The organism is Leptospira sanjuanensis, from assembly GCF_022267375.1.
GTDB lineage: Bacteria > Spirochaetota > Leptospiria > Leptospirales > Leptospiraceae > Leptospira > Leptospira sanjuanensis.
On record NZ_JAIZBH010000001.1, the window covers coordinates 3,843,230 to 3,856,160 of the forward strand.

The 12,931-nt window shown below is 45.3% G+C and carries 12 protein-coding genes; 5 read left to right on the top strand and 7 right to left on the bottom strand.

The window, feature by feature from the left end; genetic code table 11:
* The first annotated feature begins 60 nt into the window (after positions 1-60).
* Together LFX17_RS17380 and LFX17_RS17385 are read left to right on the top strand one after the other, a co-directional pair.
* Positions 61-981 (top strand): LysM peptidoglycan-binding domain-containing M23 family metallopeptidase, encoded by a 921-nt coding sequence (locus LFX17_RS17380; RefSeq protein WP_238747501.1) that lies wholly within the window; start codon positions 61-63, stop codon positions 979-981.
* On the top strand, positions 974-2,053 hold the full coding sequence (locus LFX17_RS17385; RefSeq protein ID WP_238731356.1) for an SMP-30/gluconolactonase/LRE family protein: 1,080 nt from the start codon (positions 974-976) through the stop codon (positions 2,051-2,053). Before LFX17_RS17380 ends, LFX17_RS17385 begins: the two co-directional genes overlap by 8 nt.
* Positions 2,054-2,177: 124 nt before the next feature.
* Here LFX17_RS17385 and LFX17_RS17390 read toward each other — a convergent pair whose 3' ends face one another.
* From LFX17_RS17390 to LFX17_RS17415, 6 genes are read right to left on the bottom strand one after another with little or no spacing between them, the layout of a single operon-like run.
* On the bottom strand, positions 2,178-3,860 hold the full coding sequence (locus tag LFX17_RS17390; RefSeq protein WP_238747503.1) for an NADPH-dependent assimilatory sulfite reductase hemoprotein subunit: 1,683 nt from the start codon (positions 3,858-3,860) through the stop codon (positions 2,178-2,180).
* A 38-nt stretch (positions 3,861-3,898) separates the two neighbouring features.
* Positions 3,899-4,507, bottom strand: coding sequence for a precorrin-2 dehydrogenase/sirohydrochlorin ferrochelatase family protein (locus LFX17_RS17395; RefSeq protein WP_238747505.1), 609 nt, complete (start codon positions 4,505-4,507; stop codon positions 3,899-3,901).
* Positions 4,504-5,304: a uroporphyrinogen-III C-methyltransferase gene (gene cobA / locus LFX17_RS17400; protein WP_238747507.1), complete on the bottom strand. Its 801-nt coding sequence runs from the start codon at positions 5,302-5,304 to the stop codon at positions 4,504-4,506. Before cobA ends, LFX17_RS17395 begins: the two co-directional genes overlap by 4 nt.
* 3 nt (positions 5,305-5,307) lie before the next feature.
* Positions 5,308-6,558 carry a sulfate adenylyltransferase subunit CysN gene (gene cysN, locus LFX17_RS17405; protein ID WP_238731360.1) on the bottom strand — a complete coding sequence of 417 codons (1,251 nt, stop codon included), beginning with the start codon at positions 6,556-6,558 and terminating at the stop codon, positions 5,308-5,310.
* The gene (cysD, locus tag LFX17_RS17410; RefSeq protein ID WP_167450720.1) at positions 6,558-7,463 is read right to left on the bottom strand and encodes a sulfate adenylyltransferase subunit CysD; all 906 of its coding nucleotides are present in this window, start codon (positions 7,461-7,463) and stop codon (positions 6,558-6,560) included. The genes cysN and cysD overlap by 1 nt, the downstream gene beginning before the upstream one ends.
* 8 nt (positions 7,464-7,471) lie before the next feature.
* A complete protein-coding gene (locus tag LFX17_RS17415) occupies positions 7,472-8,209 on the bottom strand; it encodes a phosphoadenylyl-sulfate reductase (protein ID WP_238731362.1) in 738 nt (245 codons plus the stop codon).
* Positions 8,210-8,682: 473 nt separating this feature from the next.
* On the opposite strand from LFX17_RS17415, the gene LFX17_RS17420 reads away from it, so the two are divergent.
* Both LFX17_RS17420 and LFX17_RS17425 read left to right on the top strand, forming a co-directional pair.
* On the top strand, positions 8,683-9,594 hold the full coding sequence (locus LFX17_RS17420; RefSeq protein WP_238747509.1) for a CPBP family intramembrane glutamic endopeptidase: 912 nt from the start codon (positions 8,683-8,685) through the stop codon (positions 9,592-9,594).
* Positions 9,591-9,728, top strand: coding sequence for a hypothetical protein (locus tag LFX17_RS17425; protein ID WP_238731364.1), 138 nt, complete (start codon positions 9,591-9,593; stop codon positions 9,726-9,728). Before LFX17_RS17420 ends, LFX17_RS17425 begins: the two co-directional genes overlap by 4 nt.
* A gap of 123 nt (positions 9,729-9,851) precedes the next feature.
* On the opposite strand, the gene LFX17_RS17430 is transcribed toward LFX17_RS17425, so the two are convergent.
* Positions 9,852-11,792: a hypothetical protein gene (locus LFX17_RS17430; RefSeq protein WP_238747511.1), complete on the bottom strand. Its 1,941-nt coding sequence runs from the start codon at positions 11,790-11,792 to the stop codon at positions 9,852-9,854.
* Here LFX17_RS17430 and LFX17_RS17435 point away from each other — a divergent pair.
* Complete coding sequence (locus LFX17_RS17435; RefSeq protein ID WP_238747513.1) at positions 11,791-12,903, top strand: lipocalin-like domain-containing protein; 1,113 nt, start codon at positions 11,791-11,793, stop codon at positions 12,901-12,903. The two genes, LFX17_RS17430 and LFX17_RS17435, sit on opposite strands and share 2 nt — an antisense overlap.
* Positions 12,904-12,931: the final 28 nt, after the last annotated feature.

Below are 12,931 nucleotides of genomic sequence, written 5' to 3' on the forward strand. Positions count from 1 at the left end.
CTGTCTCTTTTTTTGCGTCATTGTTTTTTTAGAATCGGCCGATTCTACACGTATAAGACCATGAAACGTTCTCTTCGGTATCCAATCGGATTCATAACCGCGGCCGTTGCGCTGCTTTTTTTAGAGGGTCCGATCGATTCCCGTCAAAAACCGGAACTTCTAAAAAACTTGGATTACAACAACCAATCCGTAAAACGACTCAGAGAAGACGTAAAAAACAATCTGAGAATCTCCGTTTCCAATTTGGAACGATCCGAACTCACATCCCTCGAATTTTATCGATACGTAGTAAAGAAAGAGGACAACTTCTTCAAGATCATGGCGCGAACCGGAATGGACATCGATACGATCTCTTCGGTGAACAGCTTGTCTTCTCCGTATGACATTTATCCCGGAATGGAACTTCTGATTCCTAACATGAGGGGAGTTTACGATTCGGACGAACGGGAGAATTCTTCCGCCGCTCGGAAAAAACTTTCCAAAAAATACAATCTCTCCGAGAAATTTATTTCCTTTGATGAAGGAAAGGAACTTTGGTTCATTCCCGGAAAAGGACTCCCGAAAGAAGAACGATCGTTTTTCTACGGAGTCGCTTTTTACAGACCTTTAGGGGAAGAAGGAATCGTTTCCTCCCGTTTCGGAAAACGGAAGGATCCGTTTACGAGAAAGGAAACGTTTCACGGCGGATTGGACATCGCGGCGGAGGAGGGAACTCCCGTTTACGCTTCTGCGGACGGAGAAGTTTCCTTTTCGGATAAGAAGGGCGGCTACGGAAATCTGATCGTACTCAATCATCGACTCGGCTATGAGACGTTATACGGACATCTCAGTTCCATTTCGGTAAAGCCGGGAGAGAGAGTCCGCAAAGGTCAAAAGATAGGAGAAGTTGGTCAAACCGGAAGGGCGACGGGAAATCACCTTCACTTCGAAGTCAGAAGATTCAATCAAAGACAAAGACCTGTCTTTAGAGATCATGCTTAAACGAATTCTACTTTTTATCGGCGTATTTTTACTCACGTCTTTCGCATTTACGACATTTCTGTTTTTCAGATCGCATAAAAACACGGAAGAATATCTGGTCGATTCTCCCTTTGATCCGGGTAAGAACAATTATCTTTTGGAATCGGAATGGATTCATAAGGAATCCTTAAACCGTCCTTACGGAATCGCGATCGACACATCGGGCTACGTTTATACGGGAACCGCGGACAATAAAATCATGCGCGTCCGCACGAACGAAAAGGTGGAAATCTTTGCGGTCGTGAATGGAAGACCTTTGGGAATGGTTTTCGATTCTTTCGGAAATCTTTTGGTCTGCGTCGAAGAAACGGGAATCGTGGAAATCAAAAAGGACGGCTCTCAAAGAACGTTGATTTCCAAAATGCCGGACGGCTCGGCGCTTCGTTTTCCGCACGGGATCGACGTTTCCAAAAACGGGAGAATTTATTTTACCGTTTCAAGCAGATCGCATTCTTGGAACGAATCCTTTTTAGAAGAACTCTCCTCGCTTCCGGACGGAATGATTCTCGTCGCGGATAAGAGCTCGAACACATTAGAAATATTGAATAAAGAATTGTTTTATCCAACGGGAATCGCATTGTCTTCCAACGAACAATTTCTGCTCGTTACCGAACCGTTCCGTCACAGGGTTTCTTCGGTTCCTTTGTACGGTCCGAAAAAAGGGGTGGAGAAGTTTTTTCTTACCAATATTCCCGGAATTCCAGGTTTGATTTCAGGAAACGGCGGTTCGTTTTGGGTCGGAATTCCGTATTATCGAAACGAAGTTTTGGATCGGGCTCAAGAATATCCTGAAATCAAAAATCTGTTATCCGGTCTCCCTACGTTACTTTTTGCGAGAAACGCGCCGAGAGGATTGGTCTTCGCGTTGAACGACTTCGGGGATATTACGGCGAATTATCAGGATTTTTCGGGTTCTTCGATCAACGGCGTGACGGCCGTTTTGAACCACGGCGGAAGCATCTACTTGGTTTCTTCGAGCATCGGTAAAATCGCGAGAATGAAACCGATCATCGAAGAAATTCAGTTTTTCTAATATTCAAGAAACTTACAATTCAAAACGGCCCCTTCGATCGGGATCTCGGCTTTATGCCGAAATCCCTCGATAAGACTTCGTCGTCTTCGGCCGCGACACTTTCCACGGATCGCGTCGCGGATTCTTACATAGATCCTAAGGTTTCTCTGAATCTTTCCAACGGAAAACGGTTTACGAAGTCGCCGAACTTTTCTCCGGGATTTCCTTCGTTCTTCCAAAGCGTGAACACTTTTTCTAGTTGATTCGGAATCTCGGCAAGAGGAACTTTTTTCGCTACGTATTCCCCTACTTTGGTTCCTTCCGAATCCGCTCCGAGGAAGATGGAATATTTTCCTCCGGCCATCTGACCGACGATTCCCACTTCGGCGGAATACGGTCTTGCGCATCCGTTCGGACAACCGGTCATACGAACCACGGGAGCTCTGTCGCTCAATCCGAGTTTGTCCAAAACCTTTTGAATTCCGTTCAGAAGTTCCGGAAAGGAACGCTCGGATTCGGTCAACGCAAGCGCGCACGTCGGAAGCGCAGGGCAAGCGAGTGCGCGATCAAAAAGCGGAGAAGGGCTTTCCCAAGCTACATTCAATTCTTTTAATCTTGTTTCGATTTTTACACGGTCGGATTTTTGAATTCCGAGAAGAATCAAGTCCTGATCCGCGGTGATCTGAACGCCGAGTTTGTAGTTTCCTATGATTTCTTTCAAAGCCGACTTCAACGGTTTTCCCGGGAAATCCTTGATTCTTCCGGCAAGGGTATGGAACCCGAGAGACAGAGTTCCGTCTTCTCTTTCGTGCCATCCTAAATAAGAAGGGGTCGTCCATGTCGGAAGCGACTTATTCGTATCGAGTTTTACGTTGGAACGGGATTCCACTTCGGTTCTGAACCATTCCACTCCCTTTTCAGCGAGAACGTATTTTAAACGAGCGTGTTTACGATTCGTTCTATCTCCGAAATCCCTGTGAGCGGTTACGATCGCTTCCGCAACGGGAATCAACGCGTTTTCAGGAATCCAACCGAGCAAACTTGCGGCACGCGCAAACGTTTCCGGTTTGTTGTGGGTCATTCCGAAACCACCGCCCGCAAACACGAAATAGCCGTCGATCTTTCCGTCCGAGGATAAAGTCGCTGCAAATCCCATGTCGTTCGCGTAAATGTCCACGGTATTGTTTCCAGCGAGAGTTACGGCGATTTTAAACTTTCTAGGAAGATAGGTTTTTCCGTAGATCGGATCCTCTTCGTCCTTGTTGAGTTGTTTGTCGCCTAACCATACTTCGGCGTAAGCGTTCGTCTTATATTTAAAATGATCGGATAAAAGCTGAGCGACTCCGTCCAACAGTTGGAGATCTTTTTTACCGAGAGGATTTACGGCTTGAGTCACGTTACGCACAACGTCTCCGCATGCACCCATACTTGAAAGATTCACTTCATGGATCGCTTTCATCACGTCGCGGAGATGAAAAATTCTCAGCGTATGAAGCTGAACCGATTGCCTCGTTGTTAAACGAATCGCCCCCCCTCCGAATTTATCTCCCAGTTCGTCCCAAACCAAGTATTGCTCGGAAGAGAGTCTTCCGCCGGGAATTCTACCCCGAATCATAAAGCTGGTAGGAGCTTCGATATCGTTTCCGTTTTCGTCTTTTTTACGATCTCTGTCTTTCTGTTGATATAGTCCGTGAAACTTAAGAAGCTGTTTTTCGTCCTCTTCGTAGGTATCGATGTTCTGGTCTATGCCTTCAGCGATTTTTCCTCTTAGATTTCTAGAGTTCAGCTTAATCTCTTCTACGGGTGATAATTCTTTTGTTTCTGACATGGCTTGGATCTTTTTCCTTTTTCGGGTTTATGATTTCGTTATATACGTTTGGGTTCCGCGGGAATTTTGAAATAATCCTCTTTCAGAGTCTGTAACAGATCTTTCAAAACTTTTTTTCTTTTTTCGGGATCGGGAAGAATCGACTTCAATTCTTTTCTAAGTCGTATCAACTCTTGCAGTTCATTTTCGTGTTCGTCGGGGATAAGCTCTTCCAATGTCGTCTTAACGACTCCGGACAAACCCGCAAAATTTCCCTCGGTGGAAATTGCCACGCGTAGCGGACCGCGATCCAATACGGCGGCGGAATAAAAATCGCAGTTCGAAGGATCGTCCGCACAGTTGATCCAAATCTTCCAAGAATGCGCATAATCGCTGAGTCTTCGATTCAAATCGGAATCGTTGGTCGCGGAAAAAACCAAGGCCCGTCCTTGAAGATCGGAAAATTCGACGGATCTGTATTCTACTTTGATCTCGGGATGTTTTTCCAAAATCTGAGCGACTTCGCGGCAAGTTTCCAAGGCGATCAACGTGATCTTAGCTCCCGCATCCAAGAGATGCGGTAATTTTTCGAGAGCGACCTTGCCGCCCCCGATCAAAAGAACATTCTTGTTTTCTAAATTAAGGAACGCTGGATATTTACGGCTCATTCTTCTTCGCCTCCCAGCGTTTCGGAGACAAATTGTGCGAAACGGGTTCTTTCCAAAAATTGAACGACCTTTCCGATATAGATGATACCCGGACCTTTCGTCTTTTTTTCAAAGTAAGAATCGGCCGCTTCCCGAAGTGTGCACGTTTGAACGTTGCAGGTTTCGAGCGACGCATTTTCCACAAGGGCGACGGGCAAGGACGGATCGCTCCCGTGCCGCAAAAGAAGATTTGCGATTTTAGGAAGAGAAGTCGTTCCCATAAAAAGCGCAATCGTTCCTTTGAACTTGGCAAACCATTCCCAATCGGTTTCCTCGTTCAGAACGGTATGTCCGTCCATGATCAAAACCTGGCGGGACAAACCCCTGTGAGTCAGAGGAAATCCCGCAAAGGACGAACCCGCGTTCAAAGAACTGACTCCCGGAACGATTTCGTATTCTATATTATGATTGAGTAATGTGATGAGTTCTTCGCCGCCTCTTCCGAAAACGAAAGGATCTCCGCCTTTCAGACGAACCACATTCTTTCCATGCAAAGCGTAGAAAAGAAGAAGTTCGTTGATTTCTTCCTGTGTAGCGGAATGAGTGCCGGAACGTTTGCCCACGTAGTGAACGACCGCGTCCTTCGGAAAAATCTCCAAAAAAGAAGGATCCAAAAGCGCGTCATATAAAATTACATCGGCCTTGGTTAGAATCCGATACGCGCGCAAAGTAAGATCTTCCGGATTTCCCGGGCCCGCGCCGACAAGATACACTTTGCCGGTTCGACGGAGATCCGCGTTTGCGTCGGCGTTTAACATCGATTAGGCTCCGACTCCGGTAATCATTCCGGCCCCGACTGTGGAATTGGTTCCTTCATCCACGAGAATAAAACTTCCCGTGGAACGATTGATTCTATATTCGTCGAAACTGACCGGCTTTGCGGTGCGGATTTTGATCTTACCGATTTCGTTCAGCGTAAGACCTTTCGAAGCATCTTGTTTTTCATGAGTGTCGGGAGCGACCTTGAATTCGATTTCTTTTACGATGGCCTTCACCGAATTCGTGGTTTGGCGAAGAAGATATTTATTTCCGGATAACAAAGACTTGGAATCCATCCAGCAGATATTCGCTTCCAAATCCTGAGAAACGACCGGCTGGTTATCGGACTTAACGATCATATCTCCGCGCGAAATATCGATCTCGTCCTTCAAACGAATCGTGACGGACATCGGAGGAAACGCCTCTTCCACTTCTCCGTCAAACGTATCGATCGCTTCGATCGTACTCGTAAATCCGCTCGGAAGAACGGTGATCGAATCGCCTTTTCTGAAAATTCCGCTGCGGACCTGTCCGGCGTATCCTCTGTAATCGTGGTGTTCGTCGGAAAGAGGCCGGATCACGTATTGAACCGGAAAACGAGCGTCTTCAATGTTCTCGTCGCTTTCGATATAGACTTCCTCAAGATGATTGAGTAGAGTGCGACCGTCGTACCAGGAAAGATTTTCGGATTTATCGACTACGTTGTCTCCGTTGAGCGCGCTGATCGGAATAAATTCAATATCCTTAATGTCCAATCGGGAAGCGAAGTTCAAATACTCCGCTTTGATTTCTTCGTAACGAGCTTGGGAAAATTCCACCAAGTCCATCTTGTTGATACAAACGACGAGATGAGGAATTCTCAGCAGCGAAGCGATATAAGAATGACGATAAGTTTGTTCGATCACACCTTTCCGCGCGTCGATCAGAATGATCGCCAAATTGGAATTAGATGCGCCCGTAACCATGTTTCGAGTGTATTGAACGTGACCGGGAGCGTCGGCGATGATGAACTTTCGTTTCGGAGTCGAAAAATACTTATAGGCTACGTCGATCGTGATCCCTTGTTCTCTTTCCGCTTTGAGACCGTCGGTAAGAAGAGCCAAGTTGATCTGACCGTTGTTGCCTCGCGCGGTTTTTTCGATCGCTTCGAGTTGATCCTCAAAGATCGATTTGCTGTCGTAGAGAAGTCTTCCGATCAAAGTGGACTTACCGTCGTCCACGCTTCCCGCAGTAATAAAACGTAATAAATCCATCAAAAGTATCCTCCTCTTTTTCTGTCTTCCATAGCCGCTTCGGAACGTTTGTCGTCGAGTCTGGAACCTCGTTCTGTCGTCCGAGTCGTTTGGATTTCGAGGATGATGTCGTCGATGTTATCCGCTTGAGAATCCACGGCCGCGGTGCAAGTCATATCACCCACCGTGCGGAAACGAACGATCTTGTCTTCCACACGATCGTTTCCGTCGATCGTAATGAACTTCGAAACGGGGAAGAGAAGATTCTCGCGATAAATCACTTGTCGTTTATGAGAAAAATATAATGAAGGAAGAGCGATGTTTTCTTTGCGGATGTATTCCCAAACGTCCAGCTCGGTCCAGTTGGAAATCGGAAAAACGCGTACATTCTCCCCCGGACTGATTTTACCGTTGTAGATATTCCAGAGTTCTGGTCTTTGCAGTTTCGGGTCCCATTGACCGAATTCGTCGCGAACGGAAAAAACCCGTTCTTTCGCTCTCGCCTTTTCTTCGTCCCTGCGAGCGCCTCCGATACAAGCGTCGAATTTAAATTCGGCGATCGTATCCAAAAGAGTCACGGTTTGAATTCCGTTTCTGCTCGGGAACTTTCCTTTTTCTTCGACCGCTTTTCCCTGGTCGATGGAATCTTGAACATAACGAACGATCAGCTTCTCGCCGATTTTGGATGCGAGCTCGTCTCTGAAATCAAGAGCTTCTTGAAAGTTATGACCGGTGTCGATGTGAACCAAAGGAAACGGAAACTTCCCGGGACGAAACGCTTTCAACGCGAGATGCACAAGCGTGATCGAATCCTTTCCGCCTGAAAAAAGAAGGGCGGGTCTTTCAAACTGAGATGCGGTTTCCCGAAGAATGTAAATCGATTCCGCTTCGAGTTGTTCGAGATGTGTAAGTCTGGATCTATTCATAGTTGAATTCATATTGCTCTTTTGGGGCCGGATTTTTGACGGACCAACTTGCCGTCGACGACGTGAAGTCCGCATTCTTGATTGGATTCTTCCCACCACCATCTTCCGGCGCGGATATCTTCTCCCGATTGAACCGCTCTCGTACAAGGGGCGCAACCGATCGAAGGAAATCCTTTTTTATGAAGCACGTTAGTCGGAATCCGATACGTATCGATAAAGTCCTGCGTGCGTTCCAAAGACCAATCGAGAAGCGGATGATACTTTAAAATGTTACGCGAAGAATCAAGTTCCACTTTCGTGAGCGAATGTCTGGAATCGGATTGTTCCGACCGAATTCCGGTGATCCAAAGTTTTGTTCCGACAAGCGCTCGATTGAGGGGTTCGACTTTTCGAATATAACAACATTCTTTTCTGTTATCCACCGAATCGTAAAAACTGTCGGGTCCTTTCGTATTGATGAGATTTTGAACCGCGGTCGTGTCGGGAAAATACGTTTCTATCCTTTTGTTATAACTTGCGTTCGTAAGTTTGTGAAGGTCGTACGTTTCGTTGAAAAGGCGGCCCGTATCCAAAGTAAAAACTCTGATTTTCAGATTTCGGGAGAATATAACGTGAGTGATAACTTGGTCCTCAAGACCTAAGCTCGTGGAAAAGGCCGCAGTTTCCCCATACTCGTTGCTGATCCATTCTAAGGCGTCTTCCAGGCTCAAAGGCGCAAGTTTTTGTTCCAACTCTTGCGGGTTCATGTTCGTGATAATCTAAGTCTTGAATTGGAGGCTCACGCATCCAGCTTGATTTTATAATTGATCCAAGAAATAGTCCAGATTTAAGAAAAAATGGACCTATTTATTTGCCAAAGTTCTATATATTGGATTTTTTGTAAACTATATTTGATATAGCGTATCTTAGAGCGGCAATTTCTCAGTCTTACTGGAAATCTGGAAGTATTCAAAAGAATTTTTCTGTAGAACCTACGATCCACCGTGAAAACGCGCGCCCCACCCTAAAATTGGGCGGTGGTGGCGGGTTGGCGGGAAAAAACCGCGAAACTCCCCTCTATCACAAAACCTTTGTTCCTGCAAAATCAATTCTCTCTTCCTGTCGGAACTCTTGCGAAATTCGGCGGCCGCGTTTCCCTTCCCAATAACGAAAATAATTTGCAAAAACCAAAAACGAAAGTATTGGAAAGAATCCTCCCCTTTACTTCAATCGATTCCTAATGGAAATCCTCTCGATCCTCAAGGGATTCTTTCGAAAGAACCGAACGATTTACGCTCTGTTATTCGGAGTTTACGGAAGCCTTTTCCTCCTCCTCTTTCTCAACGAAGAATTCGGATTTCCCCTTCTTGGCGCCAAAAACCCAGTTCTAAAAACGATCGCCACGCTCTGCATCTACGGAATGCTGATGGTCTTCTTCTACTTTCACATTTCCCCAAAAAGAAGGAACCGATTTGCAAAACGAAAACTCGCCGGTTTTCTATTCGTATTTTGGATTTGTATGATCGTGCTGGAATTTTTAGATCTTTCGCATGAGAAATTTCTAATGTATCTCCCCAGAGAATGGATCTATTGGTCTTGGAAGGTCGCGAAACAATTCGTTCATTTTGTTCCCTTGCTCGCGATTCCGTTGTTGTACGATTTTTACAGACACAAAACCGATCCGGTTCCGTTCGAAAAAAAGAAAAACCCCCGTTACTATCCGATTTTGATTCTCGGATTGTTGATTGCCGCGATCGGATCTTTGGTTCCCGGCTTCCGCGAATTTTATCCGCGAGCGCCTTTGAGCAACGAACAACTTTTGTATCACGCAACTTGGTTCACGACTTTGGGTTTTGAAATCGTTTATCTTTCCACGTTTTATTTTACGGAATTCTTTTTTAGAAAATTCATCATTCGTTATTTGAGTTTTGCGGGACGGTATCACGCGGTCGGAATGGGCGCTTTGATTTACGGAATGGTTCATTTCGAAAAACCGAGAGGAGAAATTCTCAGTTCCTTTTTCGGAGGTTTATTGATGGGAGCCTTGAGCATAAGAACGCATTCGATCCGAGGAGGACTTTACGCTCATATCGCTCTCGCGGCGGGAATGGAATTTTTTGCGGGAATATACGTTTGGGAGAAGTTGTTTTGAATGAATCGGAAAAGAGACTTTTTCTAAAAATCGGGGCGACTCCCGCGGAAACGATCCGTGGAGAAGGACGCGCCGAGTTTTCGCAGGACCGGGCTCTCGCTTCAATCTGCAAAGCGCCGTACGGCCTTTTTTAAAACGAAAAACGAATTGAAAACGACGGCGCATTGCAGTATTTCCGCTCGATCCCTGTCGCAAAATACATTCTAAAAAGTGAATTCTTTTGAATCTCAACGAAGCTTTACGAAAGTGTAGTTATTTCAATTATTGGATCGTTTCGTTCGAACGATACAAGCCCCTCGAATCGGCGTTTGTATCGTATTCTTTGCGAACTTCAATTCTTTCGTCAAGATCTCGGTAAGACCTCCCTCGATCTCTTCACAAGACTTTGCAACGATAAACCAATCTTCTTTGGAAACCGGAAAGGAGGTCGTCGGTATCGACTCGGAAGAGCGAGCTTTCAAAAATTCCGCTTCTTCTTTTTTTCTCTTTTCACGGACCATTTGGCGATTCAAAAAACCGGCTCGATAAAAAGACAATGTAATATCCGGGCGATTGTGATGTTCCAGTGGAAGCAAATTCCATAAAACGGAAGAACGGTTTACTTCTTTTAGGAAATATTCCTCAGCGTCGTCGGCGGTATAAAACAAAGAACGGTCCACCCCCGAAAAACAAAGATTGCTTCTCTCCCAAACCGAATCATTCTTCCAACTCCAATACCCGAGCGTAAACATAATAAATAATGAATATACGGCCGCGGCAAAAATTTTGATGAATCCTTCTTTCGAAAACTCTTCGCGGCAAAAAATCCCGATCGCGATCAACAAAGCCGGATACAAATGATAAATATGTCGCGGTTGATGATTGGGCGTCATCAGTGTAAGTCCCAAAATCGAAACGAAGATCGATAAAAACAAAAAGAACGAAGCGCTGACCTCCCCCTTCTCGCGATAACGAAAGATTCCGAATCCGATCCCGAACAACAAACCCGCACACAAAATCCATCCGCCATACGGAGCATAAAACGAATTCTCGACGATCTCTCGAAAGTAAGTAAGACTAAAAATCGATTCGTCGCCTTGTCCTGGCAATAAACCCGCGCCTTGCGCGTGCCCGATCGTGCTGCTCGAACTGGAAAATCGGTCCGGATGCAATAAAACCCAAGAACCGATCGGAAGAATCACGTACGTCCAGAAATATTTCCAAAGAAAAAATTCCTCGCGTTTGAAAAGATTCTTATCCGAAGAAATTTCCGTATTTCCGCTTTTGATTGCAGAACCGTAAAATATGTTCCAAAGTGAAATGCTGGCGCTGATCCAAAACACGAGCGCGCCCGCGTAACGCAAAAGCGCTTTGGTTTTTCCCGGAAACGTTTCCTTGGAAAAAAGGATCGATGTAAAAATCAACACGATCGACAGAACGATCGGAAGCAAAGCGCCCCATTTGACTCTTTTAAAAAAATTCTTTTCCGAAGTTCGTCGATAAGAATGCAACAGATCGAATAGGAACGTTCTGGTTTCTTGAAAACGAAACACGGTTAAAAACAAACAACCGAAAAAAACGAAGATATAACCGTACGGATATTTCGTATGAAACAAAAGGTTCGAGCTGATCAATAAAAACCAGGATGAATCCGGTTTTTGATTTTCGATCGAGTTTCGGTACAAATTCCAAAAGGCAAGAATCGCAGGCAGAAAGAAAAGTCCGCCTTGCACTTCCAACATTCCCGAAAAAGAATAATGCATAAATCCCGGATTCTGCAAAAGCCCGGCCCAAAAGATCGGAAACAAAATCGCGGCTGCGATCCAACTTCTATTTTTGTTAAACGACGTCAAGATCCAAGGAACGATCGCAAAAAGAAGAATCAATTCTACGAACGTAAACAACGAAACGGGAGTTCCACCCGGACCGAACATCAAAACGATCAAAGCCTCGGGAATATTTCGGAGAACCGGCCAAGTCGGCGAATCAAAGATCAACTTCAGAACGGTGATCGCGTCGAAGGAACGCACGGCTTCCGCGATTCGAATCGAAGTAACTAATCTCGCGTCCGGGTCCCACGTTAAAAAATTCTGATTCGGACAAAACGTTATAAATTTAAGATACAGTTTTCGGAAATAGATTCCTAAAATAACGAACTGAGGTAAAAAAAGTCCCAGAGATAAAAATGCGGACGCGCGGATGTACTTCAAAAACTGCATGATCGATTTCAGGAATCATCACAACTTCTTTCGGATTACGGTCAATCGACTAATCGGAATCTATTTCTTATTCCCGATTTTTTTTGCGCTTCACGCGGACGATCGGGCCTTCGTCTTTCCCAAGGATCATTCCTTTCATTCTTCGTATAAAGTGGAATGGTGTTATTTCGTGGGGATCATCCGTTCGACGGACGGAAAACGATACGGATATGAGCTGAGTTTTTTCAAAGGGATTTTCGGCAAGAACAGGGAAGCGTTTCCCGTTCACTTTGCGATCTCCGATCTGGAAAACAAAAAACACGAAACCGCGCAAATCGTTGAACGAAAGTTAGGTGGAATGGCGGGTTATGATGGAAAACGGATTTTTAGCGGAGACTTCGTCCTCGAGATTCGAGGAAAAACGGAATTCCACTTGATCGCAAAACCGAAAACCGTTGCCGGACTTTCACTGGATCTGCATCTCAGCGCAAAGAATTCAAATATTCTAATACACGGAGACAATGGGAAATCGATCAAAAGCAGAAAGAATCCCGATTTCTATTCGTATTATTACAGCATCCCCGGACTTTCCACGCAAGGAGAACTCGTTTTCAACGGGAAAAAGATTCGGATCGAAAGCGGCAGTTCTTGGATGGATCATGAATGGAGCAGTCCGATGGATTCCACAAGACAAGCGGAACTTTCGGATAAATCCAATTCTTGGGATTGGATCTGCATTCAACTCGATGATGGAACCGATTTGATGGCGTTTAACTTTCGGGAAACTCCCGGCTCCGCTTCGGAAAGTTTCGGGACGCTCCGATTGAAGTCCGGACAAAAAACGAAATTCGAAAACGAAGGCGAAATTCTTTTTTCACACGATTCTTCCGTTTGGAAAAGTCGACGCACCGATAAAAAATATCCTCTCGTTTGGAATCTGACCACTCAATCTAAACAGAAAGATTCGACTCTTCAGCTTATAATCGAACCCTTCTTTGAAGATCAAGAATTCGATTCCAGACCTACAACCGGATTCAGCTATTGGGAAGGAGCGGTAAAAGTCCGAGGAACAAGAGCCGGAAAATCCGTTCAAGGTTTCGGATACTTGGAACTTAAAGGAAATCGCGATTGAAACCGAACAAGATCGGAACGTAACGTTC